Consider the following 20,905-nt stretch of genomic DNA (forward strand, 5'->3'; position numbering starts at 1 on the left):
AGCTGTCGTGGCGGGGGGGGGAGAAACCCGCCCCCCCACGGCGTTGGGCTGGGTACTGGTGGGACGGGACCTTGCTCTTGAGAACTTGGACGATCCCGAAACCAGTAGATGAGAGCGCATCCCGAGAAGTGTGAAACGGCTTTCGGAAAAGATGCGCGTTAAAACAAACATTTTGAGCGCCGATCTGGTCCGATCAGATCGAAACGAGTTCTAAGGTGCAGGAACGAAATGATGACAGACAAGTTCAGTGTAAGAGACAAGATTGCCATTGTGACTGGCGGGTTGGGGCAGCTTGGAACGCAGTTCAGCAAATCGCTCGCGGAATCTGGCGCCAAGGTCGCGATCTTCACTCGCCGGGCAATCGACGCTGCCGATCTTGAAGCGAAGTTTCCGGGCTTGACGAAGAACATTCGCGTTTATGTCGCGAGTGTTACGGACAAGGCCAGCCTTGAGCAGGCAACCGAACAGCTCATCGCCGATTGGGGCGTGCCGCATATTCTGGTCAATAATGCAGGCATCGATTCAAAGCCCTCGGGTTCGGCAGACCAGAACAGTCCATTTGAAATCTACCCGCAGAAATACTGGAACGAGATCATCGAGACCAATCTGACGGGTGTGATGCTGTGCTGTCAGGTCATCGGCTCGAAGATGGCTGATGCCCGACGCGGCAGTATCATCAATGTCGGTTCGATCTACGGCATCGTGTCGCCCAATCAGGCGCTCTATGCGTATCGCGAGGCACGAGATGGCGAGCCTTTCATCAAGGCCGTCTCCTATGCGGCTTCCAAATCCGGTCTTGTCAACTTGACCCGCTATCTTGGCACCTATTGGGGAACCAAGAATGTCCGGGTAAACCTGATTTCATTCGGTGGCGTGAAAACCGCAAACTTCGACAAGGAATTTGTGGATGCGTTTCTTGAACGCGTGCCGATGCACCGACAAGCTGAGATCGATGAATATAATGGCGTGATACAGTTTCTGGCATCCGATGCCTCGTCCTATATGACGGGCTCGAATGTCGTCGTCGATGGAGGCTTTACGGCATGGTGACAGAACAGGCAGACAATCGATATCTGACGAGGCGCGCGTTACCTGATCGTGACAAGCTGCACGTCTCCGTCGTTGAGGCGTTGGAAGCACAAATTCTTTCCGGCAAACTCAAGATTGGCGATCGTCTGCCTGCCGAAGCCGCAATGGCGCGTGAATTCAATGTAAGCACGCGATCTGTTCGTGAAGCGCTTCAAATTCTCGAAACAAAGGGTCTCGTTCGCCGCAAACACGGTGAAAGAGCGCTTGTTGTACGCGACGATGTCGGAGAGTTTCTCGGTTCGCTTGCAACGACTGTCAAACAGCTCTTTGCCAATAATTCCGACTATCTCGTCCAACTGATGGATGTGCGCCGGATCATCGAGACTGAAGTCGTGACGCGACTGAGTTCGGAAGACTTGGTGATGACGCCGGAAGTCGACGAGGCGCTTGCCAGTATGCGGGCTGCGGCTGACGCCAATGACATGGCCCGTTTCACCGACAGTGACGCCGCTTTCCATCTCGGGCTCGTGCATTCCGTGGGCAACGAGATCCTCAATGTCGTCTATGACAATCTTTTCTCGATCATCATCGACGTCATCCGGGTCACGAGCCGCGTACCGAACAAATCGCTGGAAGACGGGTTTGCCGAGCATGAGGAAATTTACAACCTCATCAAGGCTAGAGAACCCGAGACCGCCCGGCAATCCATTCGCAGACAGATCGATGAAAGTTCGCGTTATCTCAAGGTGGCGCTGGACAATTCAAATCTTAAGAACAAGGTCAAAACCAAATGAGCAACTTCGATTATTCCGATACAGACTGGGCGTCGATCGAGCGTCTTTCGAAATGGTATTCCGGCGATGTCCATGACAGTCTGGAACAACTTGGCGGCTGGGGGTATCTGGACGGTATATCGTTACAGGGTGAATTGAAGCCGGGCGAAGTGGTCTGCGGTCCAGCAGTCACGGTGCAGTTTGCGCCTAGCGAGCGTCGCAATCAGCCGCAGGATGTCTATCACAACGCCATCGACAACGCGCCAAAGGGCGGTATTGTTGTCGTTGATGCGTCCTGCGCGCAAGGCTCATGCTCGGGAGAGCTGATGAGCACAGGCGCGAAAACGCGGGGCGCTGCGGCTACGATCGTCAACGGAACGGTGCGTGATATCGCGCAGGTTCGCCATCTCGGCTATCCGCTTTTCGGTCGTGCACGGTCTCCGGTTTCGGTGTCTGGCAAGATGGAACCGAAGCTGTCGCAAGTTCCAATCGAAATCACCGGCGTGAAGATCATGCCGGGCGACGTCATCTTCGCGGATATCGATGGCGTTGTCGTCATCCCCAAGGCCATGGTTGCAGCAGTCGCTGATCAGGCCGACAAGCTGGGCGCAAACGAAGCTTCGGCCCGAGACCGTATTCTGGGTGGCGAAAAGCTCCAGTCAGTGTGGCCGGTGGAGTCGAAATACGGCGCCTGATTAAGTGCGTGATAACATAAAAAAGGCCGCCCTTGAGGCGGCCTTTTCATAATATCGCGGATGAACCGATTACGGCGTCACGTCGAAGCCGAACCACTTTTCCGAGAGGCGCTTGATGGTACCATCAGCCTTGGCGGCTTCAATGGCTTCATTGAACATCTTCTGAAGTTCAGGTTCGTTCTTGCGAAGACCAACGGCAACGCCGCGACCCAGAATGCCACCCTTAAAGAAAGGACCGGTCATGACGATATCTTCGTTGCCCGGCTTCTTGGCGGCATCGCTGAGATAAGCCAGCGAAGCGACGACGAGATCGACGCGGCCCGACTTGAGGTCGAGGTCATGCTGATCGGTGGTCTTGTATTCGCGGATATCGGCAGAATCCTTGAAATACTTGTCGAGCAGCGACAGGCCGAGCGAGGCAGTCTGTACACCGATGGTGCGGCCCTTGATTTCAGCCTTGACGTCGTCAATGGCCTTCTGGGCGGCGGCTTCGTCCTTGGCCAGATAGAGCGTTTCGCCCGTATGCGGCAGCTTGGCGAAAGGGCTGTCCTTCAGGGTGGCGAAGGTCTGCGGGGTCAAGCCATAAGAGACGGAAAAGTCGATGGTTTCTTCGCGCTTCGGCGTAGCGGTAAGGCCAGCCATGATTGCGTCGAACTTGCCTGCATTCAAGGCCGGGATGATGCCGTCGAAAGGCTGTGCAATCATGGTGCACTCAACCTTCATGCGGGCGCAGAGGTCTTTGCTCAGTTCGATTTCATAGCCGTCCAGCGTGCCGTCTGGCTTGGTGAAATTATACGGACGGAAAGCGCCTTCAGTTGCGATGGTGATCTTGGTCCACTTCTTCTCTTCGGCATGGGCCGAAGCAGCGGTCACAACGAGGGCCGAAACGAGAAGGGCTTTGAACAATCCCTTGGTCTTCATCTTAATTACCTTACTGCAGTTAAGTGCTGAGCGGTCTTTTGGCATAAATCAGTGACGTTTGAAATATCAGCCAGCGTTTTCGTGGCTGATAAACTTGCGAAAACGCTCTGATTTGGAGTTTGTGAACACATCTTCGGGCGCACCGTCTTCTTCAACGAGCCCCTGATGGACGAAGACGACCCGGTTTGACACGTCGCGTGCAAAGCCCATTTCGTGGGTGACCACAAGCATGGTGCGGCCTTCTTCGGCCAAGCCGCGCATAACGCGCAGCACTTCGCCGACGAGTTCAGGATCAAGCGCGGAGGTCGGTTCGTCGAACAGCATGACCTTTGGCTTCATCGCCAGCGCGCGTGCAATGGCGGCGCGCTGTTGCTGACCGCCGGAGAGATGCGACGGGTAGAAGTCGCGCTTGTCTGCGATGCCAACCTTGGCGAGCAGCGTTTCGGCTTCTGCGATGCATTCCGCGCGCTGCCGACCCTGAACATAAATCGGCGCTTCGATGATGTTTTCAAGAATGGTCTTGTGCGACCACAGATTGAAGCTTTGAAAAACCATGCCCAGTTCAGAGCGGATCCGGGAGACCTGCTTCTTTTCGGCGGGGTAGGCTTCGCCCTTGGAGTTCTTGGCCATCCGGATAGTCTCACCGGAAACGGTCACGGTGCCGGATGTTGGAATTTCCAGAAGGTTGATGCAGCGCAGCAAAGTGGATTTTCCCGACCCCGAAGAGCCGAGGATAGAAATGACTTCGCCTTCGCGCGCTTCAAGCGAAATGCCCTTCAGCACTTCATTCGCGCCAAAGCTTTTACGCAGGTTTTCGACTTTTAGCGCCACCGGTGCGTTAGGAGAGATGGCTTTGCTCACGATGTTTTTCCTTCGGTGGAGATGCTGACGGCTGGCTGGCGCAAATAGGGCGTGAGCCTGTATTCGGCGATCAGGAGCAAGCGTGTCAAAACGAAATTGATAGCCAGATAGATGGCGCCCGCAATCACGAACACCTCAATCACGCGGTAGCTTTCGGCAATGAGCTTGGCCGCAATGCCTGTGACTTCCATGAGCGTGATGATGGAGGCAAGCGAGGTCGCCTTGATCATCGATATCATCTCATTGCCATAGCCGGGCAGCGCCTGACGGATAGCCAGCGGCATCACTACTCTGCGGAAGCAGGTGAAACGCGACATGCCACAGGCTTTTGCTGCCTCAATCTGGCCGTGCGGCACCGACAATAGGCCGCCGCGAATGATTTCGCTCGCATAGGCCGCATTATTCAGCGTCAGCGCGATGATCGCGCACCAATATGGTTCACGGAGTATGGGCCAAAGGAACGAATAGCGAATGGTCGAAAACTGGCTGAGGCCATAATAGATGATGAAGATCTGCACCAGAAGCGGTGTGCCACGGAACACGAAAACATAGAGCCGGGCAATCCAGTCGAGGGCGCTTATTCCCGACAGACGCATCATGGCAAAGAGCAGGGCAAGAATTGCGCCGCACACAATGGAGATGGCCGCAAGCTGAAGTGTCAGCGGCACGCCGCCCATCATTGCAAGAAAGGACTCTGTATAGAATTGAAGGTTCATTTCGCCCTCCTGACGCCGCGCGAGAAGTGACGTTCAGCGGCTTGCAGGATGCCGCCGGAAACGGAGGAAATCAGCAGATAGAGAGCGCCTGCGATCAGGAAGAAGTTGAAGGGCAAGCCGGTGGAGCCTGCGCCAATCTGTGCCTGACGCAGAATATCGACCACACCAACGACGGATATCAGCGCAGATTCCTTCAGGGCAACCTGCCAGACATTGCCAAGTCCCGGCAGCGCATGCCGCAGGGCCAGCGGCGCGATAATGCGGCGAAACTTCAGTGCCTGGCCCATGCCGCAGGCAGATGCCGCTTCAAGCTCTCCCTTGGAGACGGCTCGAAACGCACCACGAAACACTTCCGTATGATGTGCACCGCAGGAAATGCCAATTGCCAGAACGCCAGCCAGAAAAGCGGGGAAACCGATGAAACCCTGTGCGCCGAAGAACTTGCCGAGCGCTGTGATGGCGGCGCTGCCGCCAAAATAGAACAGATAGATCACCAGAAGATCGGGGATACCACGAATGATGGTGGTATAGCCATCAGCAACGCCGCGCAGTGTGCGTCCGCCGGAAATCTTTGCCCATGCAGCCAAAACACCAATCGTTGCGCCAAGCAGAAAGCCGACGACGGCCAGCGAGACCGTTACCAGAGACGCCATCACGAGAACATAGCCCCAGCCATCGGGGCCGAAGCTTAAAATATCGAAAAAAGCCTTCATGATGCTTCAGGCCAATTCTTGAAGGAGCGATTGAACTTCATTTCACTTTCCGGCGGCTGCATTGGCCGTCTTTCATTGCGCTGCGACGGGCAGGGCAGGTTGCACGCTGTCGGGAATAGGATTGACGAAAACATCGCCATTCAGCCTTTTCACGTGGTCCTGTTTGGCTTCTACAATCCGTTCTGGATGCAAAAACAGTTCCACGGCCGTGCTTCCCATGACCTTTGCGGCATGAGCCATTCCTTTATGAGCAGTCGATAATTTACCCTGCGCCACCATTTGCCACGAATGGAGCGGCGTGCCAATAGCGCAGGTCGCGCCACGCATTTGCACGGTGGGGACAACCCAGCTCACGCTGCCAACGTCTGTCGAACCAACGAGCGAATTGTCTCCCTTATAGGGTTCATAAACGTCTTCACAAAGAGCAAGGCCTTCCTTCGGCTCGACGCCGAAACGGCGAAATGCGTCAGAAATGTCTTCCTTGGTCAGCGTGGCCTGAAAACGCTGTGCCATTTCCTGATCTTTTGCGTCGAATACGGGTGGTCCCAGACGCTCCAGCTCGCGCTGCATAAGCTGTTCCAGCGGCTTGTTGCCGATCAGATTGGCGTCGCCGCTAACGATTTCGCTGCGCACCGTCGTTTCCGTCATGAGCGCCGCGCCATCAGCAATTTTCTTGACCCGTTCAAGCAAGGTCTGCATGACGGGCAGGCTCAGCGCACGGATCAGATAACGTACGCTTGCCCTAGCCTGTACGACATTGGGTGCGATACCTCCCGTATCCGTTACAGCGTAGTGAATACGGGCCGTTGATGGCATATGCTCGCGCATGTAATTAACGCCGACATTCATCAGCTCAACGGCGTCGAGAGCGCTGCGCCCCAAATGGGGAGCGGACGCGGCGTGAGCCGCGCGACCGGAGAAATGAAAGCTAATTTCGTTACATGCCAGCGACACAGGGTCGTTGACGCCCGCGAAAGGTGCCGGGTGCCAGCAAACGGCAATGTCGACATCGTCAAACAGGCCTTCACGCACCATGAAGCCCTTGGCCGAGCCGCCTTCTTCTGCCGGGCAGCCGTAATAGCGCACGCGGCCCTTGATTCCATGCGTTTCCAGATATTGCTTCACTGCGGCGGCCGCCAGCAGGGAGCCGGCGCCAAGCAGATTATGGCCGCAGCCATGGCCGTGGCCGCCTGCCTCAATAGGCTGTTCTTCTGCAATGCCTGAGATCTGGCTTAAGCCGGGAAGGGCGTCGAATTCACCGAGAATGGCAATGACCGGACCTTCGTCGCCTGCTTCACCCATGACGGCGGTCGGCAGTCCTGCGATGCCGCGCGAGACGCGAAACCCTTCAGCTTCAAGCATTGCAGCATGAGCAGCGCTGGACTCATATTCTTCATAGTTGGTCTCGGGATGATCCCAAACCGTGTCGCTGAGTTCGAAATAAGCGGCACTTTTGCCGTCCACAATATCCCAGATATCGTGATGGTTCTTCGCCATAGCTCGATCCTCCATCGTCTGGCTCCCATTATATTGGGGTCCGTTATTGTCGGCCCTTATGTTCGGGATTGCGCTTTTCAGCGCAATCCCGTCGAAGGGAGTAATCTGAAGTGGTGCTGATTACCCCCTTCTGCGTTCTTGTCAAACATTGAATTGAAAGCCATCAACCGTGAATGTCTGACCGGTGATGAAGCACGGTTCGGATGTGGCAAGGAAAGTGACAAGGCGCGCGACATCGTCAGCGCAGCCAAGGCGACCGAGCGCGATGCCCTTGATGACTTCATCGGCGCGTTCGGTAACATTCGTGTCGATCTCGGTGCGGATGACGCCGGGGCAGATCGCATTGACGGCGATATTCGGGCCAAGTTCCTTGGCGAGCGAGCGCGTCATGCCGAGAATGCCAGCTTTTGCAGCGGCATAGGCAAACCTGCTGACGGCTGCGGTCACGCCACCGGAAAGTGCATTGAGCGACGACATGGAAACAATGCGGCCGCCGCCCTGTTTCAGCATATGTGGCGCTGAATGCTGGATATAATTGAAGCAGCTTTTCAGATTGATGGCGATCGCGCGGTCGAACTCATCTTCCGAAATATCGAGAATGCCAACCGGGGCAGAACGGCCTGCATTGTTGAGCAGAAAGTCAAGGCGGCCAAATGTTTCAACGGTTTGTGCGACGACTTCACCAGCCCGCTTGTGGCTGGAAACATCGGCCACGCAGGAGATTGCCTTGACGCCGAGGCCTTCGATTTCTGCTGCGGTTGCCGCGAGCTCTGCTTCCAGCAGATCAACCAGCGTAATGTCATAGCCCGCACGCGCCAGATCGAGAGCGCAAGCCTTTCCGATGCCTCTTGCCCCGCCGGTAACAATGGCAACCTTGTTTTGTGAGTTCATTTCCAGATGCGCTCCTTTTTGTATTGCCACTTGATCGTATGTCTGCCACATTATTCCACAATAGGAATTTGGTTCACATATATGAACATTGAAAACAGTGGTGAAGTTAAGTCGGCCGTTCGGGTTCTCGAGATCCTCGAATTCCTCGGTCGTGCGCATAAACCTGTGACGCTCAAAGCAATAGTCGCTGAGCTTGGTTATCCCAAAAGCAGCACGTTCAATCTGCTGGCAACATTGGTGGCTCGGGCCTATGTCGTGCGGGACGATACCGAGTCCTATCGCATCCACGAGGCGTTTCGTGACGGGCCGGGCTGGTCAAGCGGCGGCGATGCATATCTGATCGCGACGGCCCAGCCGATTATGGATGCCATGCGTGACAGTGAAGGCGAAACCGTCTTTCTCGGCACACGCCGCAAGGATGGGCGGGTTAAGCTCCTCGCCAAGAGCGTCAGTCATCAGGCGGTCCGCTTTGATTCCGATCTGACAGGGTCTGATCCTGCCTATTGCACGGCAATGGGGCGGGTTCTTCTGGCGCATTGGCAGCCGGAAAAGACATCTACCTATCTAGCCAAAGAACGGATCGTTCCTTTGACGGATAAGACGGTGATCGATCGCGTACAGATACGCCGTATCATTGAAGCTGCCCGCGAGGACGGTTTTGCAATCTGTGATGAAGAGGCGGTTGTCGGCGGGTCAGGCGTCGCTGCTCCGGTTTTCGATGCCAGCGGCGACGTGATTGCAACGCTCAATATGGCCACCATCTCATCGCGCTTTACCGCATGCCGTCAGCGCATGGTCGATGCTGTCGTCAAGCACGCGGCGGAGTTGAGCGCACGCCTTGGATACAAACCAACAACAGCAGACAAGCAATAACATGGATATTGAATTCAAAGCAAAGCGGGTCCTGGTGACCGGGGCCGCAAGGGGAATCGGACGGGCTATCTGCGGGGCATTTGCTGCGGACGGTGCAATCGTCACTGCTACAGACGTTCTGGATGATGAACTGGCAGAATTGGCCCGTGAGGCACAGCCCGGGCGTGGCGGCTCGATCAAAACCGTGCATCTGGATGTGACTGATGAAGCCGCGATAGCCGCATTGGCGGCGGTCGAAGAGGCCAATGGTGGGTTCGATATTTTCGTCCATGTAGCCGGTGGGGTCCTCGGACAGAAGAAGCGCCCGGTGGAAAATGTTCCAGCCGCCGATTGGGATCGCATCTACGATATCAATGTGCGCGGTGCATTTCTGGTCGCCCGGGCACTTGTCCCCGCCATGAAGCGGAGGGGCACCGGCAAAATGGTCTTCATTTCCAGTGGGGCCGGTCTTGGCGTTAGCCTCACGGGCATTCAGGCCTATGCAAGCGCAAAGGCTGCGCTGATCAGTCTTGCCCGTCAGTTGGGTCACGAGCTTGGACCGTTCGGGATCAACGTCAACGCCGTCGCTCCCGGTTTTTTGCGCACCAGCCCTGACTATGAGCGTCAGTGGGCTTCCTATGGTGATGAGGGGCAGGCCGCAATGATCAACGAAATTCCGTTGCGTCGTATCGGGCTGCCGGAAGACATCTCGAATGCTGTGCTCTTTCTCGCATCTCCCTTTGCGAGCTGGATCACCGGGCAGACATTATCGGTCAGTGGAGGGCCGACATCATGACAACCGACGCGCCTGTTCCAACCTGGACATGGTCTGAAGAACGGCTTCAAACCATCATGAACCGCGCCCGCGCTGGCCGCAGTTTCAAACCGTCTTCATGGCAAGGCGGCGCTCGATGTGCCGTCGCTTTGTCCTTCGATTCAGACCATGACACGTTTGAACTGCGTGATGGCGGAAAATCGATTTCGGCCTTGTCGCAGGGGCAGTTTGGCCCAAGGCAGGGGATCCCGCGTATCCGCGAAATTCTGCGCCACGATAACATCCCGGCTACATTCTTCGTGCCTGCCATTTCGGCCATGCACTATCCTGATGAACAACGCGCCCTGATCGGCGAGGGGCACGAAATTGCCCTTCATGGTTGGATACACGAGCGCAACACATTGCTTGACGGTGAAACAGAGCGCGATCTTCAACATCGTGCCGCTGATGCGCTGGAAAAGATCACCGGTGTTCGCCCGGTCGGCATTCGTACGCCGTCCTGGGATTTCAGCGACAACACATTGCAGATCACTTCTGAAATGGGATTAATCTATGATTCATCGCTTATGGCGGATGTAGATTGCTACGAGCTTTTACTTAATGGCGAGCCGTGCGGTGTCACCGAACTGCCTGTGGAGTGGATTCGGGATGATGCAGCCTATCTCGTCATGGACAGATGGGGCGGGTTGCGCCCGCAGATCGCACCGCACGATATTCTCCAGATATTTCTCCGGGAGTTCGATGCAGCCTATGAAGAAGGTGGTATTTTTCAGCTGACCATGCATCCGGATATCATCGGGCACCGTTCGAGAATTTGGATACTGAAAGAGCTGATTGCGCATATTCGCACCCATAAGGATATATGGTTTGCGACTCACGCGGATATTGCGCGCTATGCCAAGCTAAATGGTTGATAACTAGAGCTTTTCGGTGCTGCTGAAACTAACCTTGGCCCGATTTTCGGGCCGGGTGTGTTTAGTCATGTACGGCTTTCATAAAGCAGATCAAAGTTCATATATATGAACAAAATTCTGCTTTTCATCACTGGTCAGTGGGTTCAAACTCTTTGCAACCGGGCAGAGAAAAGCGCGTAACCGCCGCCCGCATTGCAGATAGAAAACACAAATAAGCATGAGGGAACTATGCTGAAGAAAATTGCGGCCATTGGCCTTTGCACTTTGTCGACGCTTTATAGCGGCAGCGTTTTGGCGAAAGATTGGAAAGCTGTGACCGTTGGTGTCGAGGGCGCCTTTCCGCCTTTCAACCTGACAAGCCCCGGCGGTGAGCTTCAGGGCCTTGACCTTGATGTCATCAAGGAAGTCTGCAAGCGCGCCGAGCTTGAATGCAATATTGTTGCGCAGGATTGGGACAGCCAGATTCCGTCGCTGCTCGCTGGTAAATTCGACGTAGTACTGACGATGGGGCCAAACCCGGAGCGTCGCAAGGTCATCGATTTCTCCGATCCATATGTGATTACGCCGAATACGTTCCTGGTGCCAGCCGATGGTCCTTTGGCCAATCTGCCGCACACGGGTGAAAGCCTTTCCACGGATACCGAGGAAGGCAAAAAGGCGATTGCTGATCTCAAGGAAGCGTTGAAAGGCAAGACGATTGGTGCTTCGCTTTCGACCAGCCAGTTGCAGTTTGTCGAACAGAACTTCGGTGATGCCGTTCAGGTCCGCACCTATAAGGGATCGGAACAGGTCAAGCTGGATCTTGAATCCGGCCGCGTTGACGGTCAGTACGATAATGTGGTTTTCGCACGTGACCGCGCTGAGAAGAGCAATGGCAGGCTGAAAATCACCGGGCCGCTTCTGGTTGGCGGTATTCAGGCAACCAATGTCTGCATCGGCCTGCGCAAGGAAGAGCCGGAGCTGAAAGCCAAGCTCGACAAGGCACTGGGCGAAATGCGGGCAGATGGCACGCTCGCTAAGATGTCGGAAAAGTGGTTCTCCATGGATTTGAGCCCGAAGAGCTAAGCGAACAGAACCCTCGTCTTTTCAGAATGACCCCGCGTTTGCGGGGCTTTTTCTTTTTTGGTGCCGTAAACGGTTCGCTCGATCTGGCGATGCGATCATTTTAAATGCGCACCTTTGACTTCATTCATACTCTATTCAAACATTTGGAATTAAAGCATAGTCCGGCTATATGAAGGGACTAAGAATGATATCTGTAGTTAAGACTACGGTTGCATCGCTTTGTCTCGCGGCGTGATGGCATTGCTTTCGCCGATGCTCGCAACGACCGCTTCCGCAGCAGAGTTGCAGCGTTGTGCTAGCGAGGGCGGCATTTGCCGACTGCCTTACCCGGCTGAAGTTGTCTATGGAACAGGCGGGCGCAACACGCCCCGTTTCATCGATCGCCAGGACGTGACGTGCTCGAATCGTGTTTTTGACGACCCGGCACCGGGCAAAAAGAAAAGCTGCTCTTTCGTTGTCCGTGACCGTGACTACCGAGACGGTCGCCTCGACCGTCCCGATCGTCGGGGTCGACCAGATCGTTACGACGACCGGGACCGGGATTGGAGACCTTGCGCCAAGGAAGGCGGATATTGCGACTTCTATGGTCGTAAACGGGTTCGCTATGGCGCAAACGGTCGCTTTATAGAGCGCACTTTCCGTGATGGGGTCGATTGCGGTAATTATTCATTCGGTGATCCGGCACCTGGAAAAGGAAAAGCCTGTTATGTGCTGGACTAAGCACTAAGGCATTCTGCAAGCCCGAAGGTATCCTGTTAGGTTGCCTTCGGGCTTAATTTATCCGAACGCGCCTGTGTTGCTGCACGCCTTCAATGCGCGGTTACAAGACTGTGTATGATCGAGAACATCGTGCGCGCGCCATCGGCTGCCGCAAGAATGGCCTGTTGCATTGGCCCAGCTGCGCAATCACCCGCAGCATAGACTCCCTTCAACGAAGTCTCATTCATCTCATTGCGCCACAGGCCGCCATTATCGCGTAAATTGAGTGCCAGTCCCGTGACGATGGGTGTTTGGCTTTGATGTGGTCTGATCCATAGCGACTGGATATCCTCTCGACGTTCATCCTCGATCACTATTCCACCGATGGTGTGACCATCGCCGCTAAGAACTTCTTTGATCGGGATTGTTACCAAACTGATATCTGCGCGTGACAGATCTGGCAGTTTCCCGGTTGGCAGGTCAGCGCCATTGGTGAAGACGGTCAGGCGACCCGCCCAGTTTTTGAAGAATGCGGCGCGATCCAGCATTGCTGTAGTTTCCGCAAGCACCCCCCAATGCTCGCCGCGATGCTCAAAGCCATCGCAGAAAGGGCAATTATGAACGCCGCGGCCCCAGTTTTCCGCAAGGCCTTCAATGGCTGGAAGCTGATCCGTCACGCCAAGGGCGAGGAGAATTTTGGGCGCAGAAACAACGTCTCCATCGACCAACTCTACTGAGTAGCCTCCATTTGTTGGCCGGATCGCCTGGGCAAGACCTTCGCGATAGGTCACTGTGTCATAGCGTGATAACTCTTCACGCGACACCTTCCGAAATTCTTGCGGCATGATACCATCCCGTGACAGGTAACTGTGCATGGCGGGCGCTTTTCGATTTCGGGGCTCTCTGCCATCGATGATTAGCACTTTGCGCAGTGCGCGGCCAGCAATGAGGGCTGCTGAAAGTCCAGCGGGGCCACCGCCGATTATAATGGTCTCGTAATTTCGCATGATTGTTATCCGGTCATCTTGATTGCCGTTGAGGGAGTCCGTGCCCAAGCAGCTTGGTCCAAACTATCGTTGTGAACTCCGAAAACGGTGCTTAATCACATATGACACAACATAAGTTACATGAAAAGAGGGAGTCAATAGTCATGTAACTTCACTTGTATCAATTTGCTTCCTGTCCAGAAATGCCCGATAATCAAGCTCGTCTTTTCAGGTCGATACAAAGAGTGAAAACATATGAGGCAGGATAGCCGGCTCTCCCGCATGTTGCATGTGTTGATCCATATGGATCACCACGACGGCGCCATGACTTCAGAAGAAATCGCATCAATGTTGGATACCAATCCGGTAGTGATCCGACGCACGATGGCGGGGCTTCGTAAGGAGGGCTATGTGCATTCCGAGAAGGGACATGGCGGTGGCTGGACATTGGCCCGGCCGCTAAATCAACTGACCTTGTTTGACATTTATCGCGCTGTTGGCGAGCCATCAATTTTCGCGGTCGGTCCCGCCTATGACATGCCCGGTTGCGTTATAGAACAAGCAGTTAATGACAAGCTTAAAAGCGTTTTCAATGAAGCAGAGCAGCTGCTTATGACACGATTACAAGGCGTCACCCTTGCAGATATCGCGCAGAATTTTTCGACAAGCATGGCGAGGAATGGCCATCCGGGAAAAGCAAAACGGTCCTCTGCCTGAAGCTCGAGCTGGAGATCATTTGCGGGGCGGCTCTTGCCTTCATTTAGTCTAGTCTCCCACAATTTCACGACCATGAATAAGCCACATTAGGACAGGGTTCCTCGCCTTGAAGGCACGTGCAGGGACGGTGCTCTTTGAGGTTGAATCCGCGTAAAACCTCATTCAGCAACGGTTCATGATCACGCAGGTAACGCTTCTGTGAAGTTGCCGTAATTTGCCTCTATTCGCATTCCAGCATGCGCGGAATCGGAAGCAGGCCCTTTGCTTATCAGTTCTGCCTTCCAGAAGGAGAAGGATTTATGTCTATTCGTTCCAAGCTTCGCGCCACTGTTGCGATACCGGTGATGTCGATCTGTGTTTTTGCACAGCCATCTTTCGCGGATATGCTTTCGCAGCCTTATCAAGTGGCACAGGAAAACAGCGAAGAGCGAGCACCTCAGGAGCAGCCCGTTGAACAGCCACAGGCAGAGGGCGAGGGTCCTTCTGAGGAAGGCCAGGGGCGTCGTCATGCTGAGGAGCAGAAGCAGGCTGAACAGGAAGAAGCGCGGCGTCAAGCCGAAGAGCGCAAGCGTGCCGAGCAGGAAGAAGCGCATCGTGAGGAAATAGAAAAGCAGCAGGCGGAAAAGGCAGAGGCTGCAAGGCAGGCTGAAGAACGCAAGACGGCTGAAGCGGAAACGCAGCGTCAGGCGGCTGAACAGGAAAAGGCCGAAGAAGAAGCTGCCGCACAGCAGAAGGCGGCAGAACAGGCACAGCGTAAAGCTGAGCAGCAGCAGAAAGCAGAGCAGGAAGCAGCGGAACGCCAGGCTGAGAAGCATAAGCAGGAGAAGGCTTCTGCCGACGAAGCTGAAAAGCAGGCTGCCGAGCAAAAGAAGGCGGCAGAGCACGAAACGCAGCGCCAAGCCCAAGAGAAGAAGCCTGCATCGGAAGAAAGCGCGTCGAAAGGCGAGGCTGAACCAGAACAACAGGTTCCTGCCCACAAGAAGCCAGCAGCGAAGACGCCGGATACAAACGGGGCATTGGAAGAGACTGCCAAGGAGCCTGCGGAACGGCCAAAGAAGAGGCCGGCTCCTGCCGACGATGCACAGGCGCAGAAGCCAGCGCCACAGCCGGAATCTGCACCTGTTCCAGTGCAGCCGACCGAACCGCAGGCTGGTGAACTCAATCCCCTTCAACCTGCGGAACCGCCAGCTGTCAATGAACAGCATGGAAAGAAGAACCGCGAGCCGTCGCCGGTAGAACAGCAACCAGTGGAGCAGCCGCAGGAAGCTGAAAAGAAGCCCGAGCGTGTGCCTGCAATTGTGGACAAGCGCTCAGCTGCCGAAAAGGAAGCAATCGCGAAGGATCCATCGAAGACCGACGAAACCGTGGTTCTACCGGTCGAAAATGGCGCTGCCATTCTCGATAGCGACAAGGATGCCGATAATAGCGGTGGCAATCAGGCCCGCGAGCAACGTCGCAAGCAGCGTGGTCAACAGCGTGAAGCCGAAGCCTCAGCGCCGCCCCCCGCAGACGACGCATCCGCTCAGATTGCCATCCCCGAGCAGATCAAGGCCGATCTTCCCAAGAAGATTGAAGCCAATCTGAAGGAAAAGGGAAAGCGCGTCGACGAAGCACCGGCTTTCGTTGTCCCGGAAACCACAAATATCGTGAACAACACCGTTGTTAACAACACGGTCGTCAATAACACGACGGTCAACAATGTGACGAACAACGTCAGCAATGTAAAGGTGCTCGAGCAGGTCGATAACCGGGTTGTTATGGATGTCGGCGACCGGATGTTTGTGCGCGGCGATGACCGCCCACGTCTGCGCCACAATGCCGAAGAAGCCTATTATGATGAGCTGCCACGCGGCCGCATGCGCGAAACGATTGTGCGTCCCGGTGGCTACCGTGTGGTCACTGTTTATGACCGTTATGGTGATGTTGTGCAGCGCTCCCGTATCGACCGCGATGGCAACGAGTATCTGATGGTTTATGCCCCCGACTATGAAGATACGTCGCGTGCCGCCATCGCCGATGTTGGTTACGATCTGCCACCGATGCGCCTCACGATCCCTGTCAGCGATTACATCATCGACGTAACAGACGATCGTGATCGTGACTTCTATGACTTCTTGGCCATGCCACCGGTCGAGCGTGTTGAACGCGTCTACACGATCGATGAAGTTCGTCACTCTGCTCGTCTGCGCGATAAGGTGCGCCGCATTGATCTGGACACAATCCACTTTGCGACCGGTAGCGCTGAAGTCTCGCTTTCACAGGCCAAAACGCTGCGCAAAGTGGCTGATGCCATGCAGAAAGTTCTTTCCAAGGACCCCGGTGAAACCTTCTTCATCGAAGGCCACACGGATGCTGTCGGCTCTGATCGATCGAACCTCGTTCTTTCCGACAAGCGCGCAGAGTCAATCGCAAGCCTGCTGACGGAAGTCTATGATATTCCAGCTGAAAATCTCGTCACGCAGGGTTACGGCGAACGGTTCCTGAAGATCAAGACTGATGGACCGGAACAGGAAAACCGCCGTGTCACCATCCGTCGTGTAACCCCGTTGGTTCGCCCGGTAGCGCAGCGCTAACCACCGGTGGCGCATCACAAGCAACAGGTCAGGCCGCATGACAAATGCGGCCTGAACCATAAGATCAGTCTCCCAGCACCTGTTTGTCGTCGCCGTCGCGGGACCGGACAAGCTCCTCCTTGATCTGACGGAGCACATGGGCAGACCGGTTACGGTCAGCATAGGCAACCATGTTTGCCAGAATATCGATGGTCGCCAGATAGGCGTAGCGGGTGGATGTGGGGCGAAAGATATTCTTGCCTTCATCAAGATCGATTGTGATCACCAAGTCAGAAGCCTGTGCAACGGGGGAGTTGCTTTGGGTTATCGCAATCGTGGGAATAGCGCGTGCCCGCAGCAAATTCATGCAATGCACCAGATCACGGTCACGTCCCGTGATGGATGAACCGATGACAACTGTTCCCGGTTGGGCGGCAGCGGAAAGCATATGGTTCATGCTGTGATCTGTTGAAGCATTGATGCGACATCCAAGGCGGAACAACCGGTTGTGGAGTTCGTTGGCGATCATGGCCGAGTTGCCGGTAGCACCGAAGGCCTGAATGAAATCAGCCCCACGCAGCAAGTGGGCGGCCCTTTCCATGGTAGCCAGATCGAGTTGGCGGTGGAGTTGAAAAAGCGCGTTTTGTGCTTTGGTGATAATGTCTTCAGCCACTTCTTCTACCGTGCTGGTTTCCGTCTCCGGCATCAGATAGCGCAAGCCGACATAGGTGATTTTGGCCAGCTGTACCTTGAAGTCGGAATAACCCTGACAGCCGATCCGCCTGCAAAATCGCGTTACCGTCGGCGGAGATACGCCCGCTTTCTCAGCAAGCTCGCCAATGGAGGAGTTGACGACGAAATCGACATTTTCAAGCACAACAGCAGCGAGCTTTTTCTCAAGACCGGAAAGCCTGCCTTCCTTGTCCGACAATGCGTGAATGACGTCCATGGGATCTCCGGTCAGGTTGCAAACTGCGCTTGGCAGGTGATCTTCCAAGTTTATACTCTGAAAAATAATTACATAACTATGGAAATTGTCTACGTTCTGATTAATGATTATCTCTCAATTGCGGTCAATCAAGAAAATAATATACACCGCCATCGAAAATCGCGTCGCACATCCGAGAGAGGCACTCTATGACGTTCCCCTGGCCAGAAGCAGGCACGCCACTTGAAAACATCCCCACCCCAATGCCGGTCATCGATGAAGATCGTATGACTGCAAACATTGCGCGCGCGCAGGCTTACTTCGACCAGCATGGGAAGGCTTTTCGTCCGCACATCAAGACGCATAAGATTCCGTCTGTCGCACAGCAACAGGTAGAAGCGGGAGCCAAAGGCATCAACTGCCAGAAGATCACCGAGGCGGAGGTTTTTGCCGAGGCCGGTTTCGATGACATCCTCATCACCTATAATATTTTGGGTGCAGCGAAACTTGCGCGGCTGAGAGCGCTCAATGAGAAAATTGGTGGGTTGAAAGTGACCGTCGACAGTGACGTCACGATCAAAGGACTTGGTGAGACGTTTAATACCGAGCGGCCACTCGCCGTTCTGGTGGAATGTGATACGGGCGGCAAGCGTTGCGGTGTACAGACGCCTGATGCTGCGGTGGCGCTGGCTGAATTGATCTCCGCGCAGCTGGGCTTACGCTTTGCCGGGATTCTAACTTATCCGGCGGCGGGTGGGGCAGATCGGGTCGAGAGTTTCATCGTTGAGACAATGGCAAAGCTTGCCGCGAAAGGAATAGATTGTCCGATCCGTTCCAATGGCGGCTCACCGGACCTTTATTCCGCCCATCTTGTGCCATCGGCGACCGAACACCGTGCCGGTACGTATGTCTACAACGACCGCAGCATGGTTCGGGCAGGGCATTGCACCCATGACGACCTTGCCATGCATATTCTGGCGACTGTGGTTTCGCGGCCTGCGCCGGGCAGGGCGGTTCTCGATTGCGGCTCCAAAGCCCTGACATCGGATCTTCTGGGCTTTGTGGATCACGGCGTCATCGAAGGATTTGACGGCGCAAGGGTTGTCACCCTTTCGGAAGAACATGGCGTGGTTGATCTGACGGACTGTAAACAGGGATTTCCACCAGTGGGAGCCGTTGTCCGTGTCATCCCGAACCACACATGTGTCGTCAGCAACCTTTTCGACCACATGGTTTTTCATCGTAACGGCGTGGTGACTCGTGTTGAAAATGTTGCCGCGCGTGGCACCGTTTGGTGAGTTACGTGTTGTTCGTGGAGTGAATTGACAGCGCACTCCAAAAATTATGAACAGAACTTATGAAAAAAGAGCCGGATTTTCCGGCTCTTTTTTCATCTGATAAGTAAAGTTATCCCGTTCGACACGTTGTTCCTGGCGCCAAAGGCCTTGAAAGAACGTAGATTATCGATTTGTCTTTGCTGAAAGATATCTACGGCATCGTGAAAATCAATTTCACAAATTTTCATTCATCAGCCTGATGATGGGTCTGGATCGAGATATCTGGTTGACACAGCCAATATTCGACGCATTATCAAGAAAATAAATTACAGAAAATAATCAAAGGGCGAACACAAGGCGGAGACCATTTTCATAGACCGATTTCAATTGTTGTGCCGGCAGGGTCGCCGGACTGCGTGAACTGTTCCCTGTGTGCAGGACATGGAGACACTCTTGAAGCCAGCGCGCGTGATCGTGAGATCGTGTGCGTGTTCATTTCCCAATAATACGTCCTTGCTGAACCCGTGCACCTGGAACCAACACATGCGCATATTCACAGCCTCGATGGCTACGGAAACGAATACATTTTCCCCCGTTCCAACGGACATGGATGCATTCAAGGCTGCCTTTTATGCTGGGCCGGGCGAGCACCCGGAAACACCGACTTTGTGTTCATCGGTTGTGCCTATCTTGCGACGCCGCGGCAAAGCTGAAGGTTTCACGGTTATAGAAGGCACGTCCTGCTGGGCTGAACCTGCCGGTCTCATTCAACGCCAGACCTATGAGACGCTGCGTGATACAATTCTGGCAGAGCTGGAAGCAGCGCTTCCTGTGGATGCTGTCGTTCTGGGGCTGCATGGTGCGATGGTGGCGCAGGGCTACGATGATCCGGAAGGGGACTTTCTGGAACGAGTGCGAGCAATCGTTGGTCCTGACATTCTGGTCGCTGCCGAATTCGATCCGCACAGTCACCTGACCGCAAAGCGTGTGGCCAATCTTGATATCATGGCAACGTTCCTTGAGTTTCCGCATACGGATTTCGAAGAGCGTGGAGAACATGTCGTTGATCTGGCTCTCAGGATGCTGCGCAGCGAGATCAAGCCCGTGATTTCGACCTTCGATTGCCGCATGATCACCATTTATCCCACCAATCGCGAGCCAATGCGGTCTTATGTTGATCGCCTCGCGGCCATGCAGGGTAAGAACGGCGTCCTGTCGATTTCCGTGATCCATGGTTTCATGGCCGGCGACGCGCCCGACATGGGGACGCGGATTGTCGTCGTTACCGATAATGACAAGACGAAAGGCGACGAGATTGCACAACAGCTGGGACACGAATTGTACCGCATGCGCAAACTCACGGCTATGGAGATGTTCGATACAGAAGCGGGGCTGAACCGCGCATTGGACGTGCGCGCCAGCGACCCGTCCCGCCCTGTTGTCATCTCCGATATCTGGGATAATCCAGGCGGTGGCGTGGCGGGTGATGCAACCTATATTCTGCGCCGCATGCTGGAGCGCAAGCTCGACAATTTTGCGGTTGCCACCATCTGGGATCCTGTCGCCGTTGCTTTCTGCCATGCGGCAGGCGAGGGGGCCGAGCTCGAAATCCGTGTCGGTGGAAAGTCGTCATGGCAAGGCGGTGAGCCGCTGGATTTGCGCGTTACCGTACAAAAAGTGGCGGATGCAGGCTGGCAGAGTTTCCGCAACAGTCGGGTCAATCTTGGGCGCGTCGCAGTCATCCGTCCCGTTGGTACACAGATCGACATCATTCTGATTACCAGTCGGTCCCAGACCTATGAGCCGGATATCTTCTCCAATCTGGGGATCGATTTTGCCAACAAGGACTTCCTCGTCGTCAAGTCGACCAACCACTTCCAGGCCGGGTTTCAGCCGATTGCATCGGAGATCGTCTATATCGCAGCGCCAACATCATATCCGACCAATCCGGCGGTGACACCATACAGGAAAGCAAGTCTGGAACTCTGGCCACGGGTCGCCGATCCGCTGGGGCTGGACTAACAACAGCGAACCATCCGTCAGT

At 54.9% G+C, this 20,905-nt stretch carries 20 protein-coding genes; 12 read left to right on the forward strand and 8 right to left on the reverse strand.

What is annotated here, in order from left to right:
• The first annotated feature begins 231 nt into the window (after window positions 1–231).
• From JAU75_RS14475 to JAU75_RS14485, 3 genes are read left to right on the forward strand one after another with little or no spacing between them, the layout of a single operon-like run.
• Window positions 232–1,050, forward strand: a complete 819-nt coding sequence (locus tag JAU75_RS14475; RefSeq protein ID WP_247880503.1) for an SDR family oxidoreductase — start codon at window positions 232–234, stop codon at window positions 1,048–1,050.
• Window positions 1,044–1,823, forward strand: coding sequence for a FadR/GntR family transcriptional regulator (locus JAU75_RS14480; protein WP_078337161.1), 780 nt, complete (start codon window positions 1,044–1,046; stop codon window positions 1,821–1,823). Before JAU75_RS14475 ends, JAU75_RS14480 begins: the two co-directional genes overlap by 7 nt.
• A complete protein-coding gene (locus JAU75_RS14485; RefSeq protein WP_078337160.1) occupies window positions 1,820–2,497 on the forward strand; it encodes an RraA family protein in 678 nt (225 codons plus the stop codon). Before JAU75_RS14480 ends, JAU75_RS14485 begins: the two co-directional genes overlap by 4 nt.
• 69 nt (window positions 2,498–2,566) lie before the next feature.
• Here the strand turns inward: JAU75_RS14485 and JAU75_RS14490 are convergent, their stop codons facing one another.
• The 6 genes from JAU75_RS14490 to JAU75_RS14515 all read right to left on the reverse strand — a co-directional run bounded on the left by JAU75_RS14490 (window position 2,567) and on the right by JAU75_RS14515 (window position 8,096).
• Window positions 2,567–3,418 carry a transporter substrate-binding domain-containing protein gene (locus tag JAU75_RS14490; protein ID WP_078337159.1) on the reverse strand — a complete coding sequence of 284 codons (852 nt, stop codon included), beginning with the start codon at window positions 3,416–3,418 and terminating at the stop codon, window positions 2,567–2,569.
• Between the two features lie 66 nt (window positions 3,419–3,484).
• Window positions 3,485–4,279, reverse strand: a complete 795-nt coding sequence (locus tag JAU75_RS14495; RefSeq protein ID WP_199057209.1) for an ATP-binding cassette domain-containing protein — start codon at window positions 4,277–4,279, stop codon at window positions 3,485–3,487.
• Window positions 4,276–4,995 (reverse strand): ABC transporter permease, encoded by a 720-nt coding sequence (locus JAU75_RS14500; RefSeq protein WP_199057210.1) that lies wholly within the window; start codon window positions 4,993–4,995, stop codon window positions 4,276–4,278. The genes JAU75_RS14495 and JAU75_RS14500 overlap by 4 nt, the downstream gene beginning before the upstream one ends.
• Window positions 4,992–5,708, reverse strand: coding sequence for an ABC transporter permease subunit (locus JAU75_RS14505; RefSeq protein WP_199057211.1), 717 nt, complete (start codon window positions 5,706–5,708; stop codon window positions 4,992–4,994). The genes JAU75_RS14500 and JAU75_RS14505 overlap by 4 nt, the downstream gene beginning before the upstream one ends.
• A gap of 72 nt (window positions 5,709–5,780) precedes the next feature.
• Entirely contained in the window at window positions 5,781–7,220 is a 1,440-nt protein-coding gene (locus tag JAU75_RS14510) for a M20 family metallopeptidase (RefSeq protein WP_199057212.1), read from the reverse strand.
• A gap of 126 nt (window positions 7,221–7,346) precedes the next feature.
• Entirely contained in the window at window positions 7,347–8,096 is a 750-nt protein-coding gene (locus tag JAU75_RS14515) for an SDR family NAD(P)-dependent oxidoreductase (protein WP_199057213.1), read from the reverse strand.
• An 81-nt stretch (window positions 8,097–8,177) separates the two neighbouring features.
• On the opposite strand from JAU75_RS14515, the gene JAU75_RS14520 reads away from it, so the two are divergent.
• The 5 genes from JAU75_RS14520 to JAU75_RS14540 all read left to right on the forward strand — a co-directional run bounded on the left by JAU75_RS14520 (window position 8,178) and on the right by JAU75_RS14540 (window position 12,422).
• A complete protein-coding gene (locus JAU75_RS14520; RefSeq protein ID WP_199057214.1) occupies window positions 8,178–8,969 on the forward strand; it encodes an IclR family transcriptional regulator in 792 nt (263 codons plus the stop codon).
• Window position 8,970: 1 nt separating this feature from the next.
• The gene (locus tag JAU75_RS14525; RefSeq protein ID WP_199057215.1) at window positions 8,971–9,744 is read left to right on the forward strand and encodes an SDR family NAD(P)-dependent oxidoreductase; all 774 of its coding nucleotides are present in this window, start codon (window positions 8,971–8,973) and stop codon (window positions 9,742–9,744) included.
• Entirely contained in the window at window positions 9,741–10,637 is an 897-nt protein-coding gene (locus JAU75_RS14530) for a polysaccharide deacetylase (protein ID WP_199057216.1), read from the forward strand. Before JAU75_RS14525 ends, JAU75_RS14530 begins: the two co-directional genes overlap by 4 nt.
• A 228-nt stretch (window positions 10,638–10,865) precedes the next feature.
• On the forward strand, window positions 10,866–11,702 hold the full coding sequence (locus JAU75_RS14535; protein ID WP_199057217.1) for a transporter substrate-binding domain-containing protein: 837 nt from the start codon (window positions 10,866–10,868) through the stop codon (window positions 11,700–11,702).
• 234 nt (window positions 11,703–11,936) lie between these two features.
• Window positions 11,937–12,422, forward strand: a complete 486-nt coding sequence (locus tag JAU75_RS14540) for a hypothetical protein (RefSeq protein WP_247880504.1) — start codon at window positions 11,937–11,939, stop codon at window positions 12,420–12,422.
• 89 nt (window positions 12,423–12,511) lie between these two features.
• Here the strand turns inward: JAU75_RS14540 and JAU75_RS14545 are convergent, their stop codons facing one another.
• The gene (locus tag JAU75_RS14545) at window positions 12,512–13,408 is read right to left on the reverse strand and encodes an NAD(P)/FAD-dependent oxidoreductase (RefSeq protein ID WP_199057218.1); all 897 of its coding nucleotides are present in this window, start codon (window positions 13,406–13,408) and stop codon (window positions 12,512–12,514) included.
• Window positions 13,409–13,642: 234 nt separating this feature from the next.
• On the opposite strand from JAU75_RS14545, the gene JAU75_RS14550 reads away from it, so the two are divergent.
• Together JAU75_RS14550 and JAU75_RS14555 are read left to right on the forward strand one after the other, a co-directional pair.
• Window positions 13,643–14,104, forward strand: a complete 462-nt coding sequence (locus JAU75_RS14550) for an Rrf2 family transcriptional regulator (protein ID WP_199057219.1) — start codon at window positions 13,643–13,645, stop codon at window positions 14,102–14,104.
• A 299-nt stretch (window positions 14,105–14,403) separates the two neighbouring features.
• A complete protein-coding gene (locus tag JAU75_RS14555; protein WP_199057220.1) occupies window positions 14,404–16,677 on the forward strand; it encodes an OmpA family protein in 2,274 nt (757 codons plus the stop codon).
• 64 nt (window positions 16,678–16,741) lie between these two features.
• On the opposite strand, the gene JAU75_RS14560 is transcribed toward JAU75_RS14555, so the two are convergent.
• A complete protein-coding gene (locus tag JAU75_RS14560) occupies window positions 16,742–17,605 on the reverse strand; it encodes a MurR/RpiR family transcriptional regulator (RefSeq protein WP_199057221.1) in 864 nt (287 codons plus the stop codon).
• A 188-nt stretch (window positions 17,606–17,793) separates the two neighbouring features.
• On the opposite strand from JAU75_RS14560, the gene JAU75_RS14565 reads away from it, so the two are divergent.
• Window positions 17,794–18,882: a D-TA family PLP-dependent enzyme gene (locus JAU75_RS14565; RefSeq protein WP_199057222.1), complete on the forward strand. Its 1,089-nt coding sequence runs from the start codon at window positions 17,794–17,796 to the stop codon at window positions 18,880–18,882.
• Window positions 18,883–19,404: 522 nt separating this feature from the next.
• Window positions 19,405–20,883 carry a M81 family metallopeptidase gene (locus JAU75_RS14570; protein ID WP_199057223.1) on the forward strand — a complete coding sequence of 493 codons (1,479 nt, stop codon included), beginning with the start codon at window positions 19,405–19,407 and terminating at the stop codon, window positions 20,881–20,883.
• Window positions 20,884–20,905 lie beyond the last annotated feature (22 nt).

Origin of the sequence: Ochrobactrum sp. Q0168 (genome assembly GCF_016427605.1) — a bacterium.
Taxonomy (GTDB): Bacteria; Pseudomonadota; Alphaproteobacteria; order Rhizobiales; family Rhizobiaceae; genus Brucella.

Bases quoted from the DNA above. Each gene is read 5' to 3' on its own strand.
- JAU75_RS14475 (WP_247880503.1), top strand. From the start codon at position 232: ATGACAGACAAGTTCAGTGTAAGAGACAAGATTGCCATTGTGACTGGC.
- JAU75_RS14480 (WP_078337161.1), top strand. From the start codon at position 1,044: ATGGTGACAGAACAGGCAGACAATCGATATCTGACGAGGCGCGCGTTA.
- JAU75_RS14485 (WP_078337160.1), top strand. From the start codon at position 1,820: ATGAGCAACTTCGATTATTCCGATACAGACTGGGCGTCGATCGAGCGT.
- JAU75_RS14490 (WP_078337159.1), bottom strand. From the start codon at position 3,418: ATGAAGACCAAGGGATTGTTCAAAGCCCTTCTCGTTTCGGCCCTCGTT.
- JAU75_RS14500 (WP_199057210.1), bottom strand. From the start codon at position 4,995: ATGAACCTTCAATTCTATACAGAGTCCTTTCTTGCAATGATGGGCGGC.
- JAU75_RS14505 (WP_199057211.1), bottom strand. From the start codon at position 5,708: ATGAAGGCTTTTTTCGATATTTTAAGCTTCGGCCCCGATGGCTGGGGC.
- JAU75_RS14510 (WP_199057212.1), bottom strand. From the start codon at position 7,220: ATGGAGGATCGAGCTATGGCGAAGAACCATCACGATATCTGGGATATT.
- JAU75_RS14515 (WP_199057213.1), bottom strand. From the start codon at position 8,096: ATGAACTCACAAAACAAGGTTGCCATTGTTACCGGCGGGGCAAGAGGC.
- JAU75_RS14520 (WP_199057214.1), top strand. From the start codon at position 8,178: ATGAACATTGAAAACAGTGGTGAAGTTAAGTCGGCCGTTCGGGTTCTC.
- JAU75_RS14525 (WP_199057215.1), top strand. From the start codon at position 8,971: ATGGATATTGAATTCAAAGCAAAGCGGGTCCTGGTGACCGGGGCCGCA.
- JAU75_RS14530 (WP_199057216.1), top strand. From the start codon at position 9,741: ATGACAACCGACGCGCCTGTTCCAACCTGGACATGGTCTGAAGAACGG.
- JAU75_RS14535 (WP_199057217.1), top strand. From the start codon at position 10,866: ATGCTGAAGAAAATTGCGGCCATTGGCCTTTGCACTTTGTCGACGCTT.
- JAU75_RS14540 (WP_247880504.1), top strand. From the start codon at position 11,937: ATGGCATTGCTTTCGCCGATGCTCGCAACGACCGCTTCCGCAGCAGAG.
- JAU75_RS14545 (WP_199057218.1), bottom strand. From the start codon at position 13,408: ATGCGAAATTACGAGACCATTATAATCGGCGGTGGCCCCGCTGGACTT.
- JAU75_RS14550 (WP_199057219.1), top strand. From the start codon at position 13,643: ATGAGGCAGGATAGCCGGCTCTCCCGCATGTTGCATGTGTTGATCCAT.
- JAU75_RS14555 (WP_199057220.1), top strand. From the start codon at position 14,404: ATGTCTATTCGTTCCAAGCTTCGCGCCACTGTTGCGATACCGGTGATG.
- JAU75_RS14560 (WP_199057221.1), bottom strand. From the start codon at position 17,605: ATGGACGTCATTCACGCATTGTCGGACAAGGAAGGCAGGCTTTCCGGT.
- JAU75_RS14565 (WP_199057222.1), top strand. From the start codon at position 17,794: ATGACGTTCCCCTGGCCAGAAGCAGGCACGCCACTTGAAAACATCCCC.
- JAU75_RS14570 (WP_199057223.1), top strand. From the start codon at position 19,405: ATGCGCATATTCACAGCCTCGATGGCTACGGAAACGAATACATTTTCC.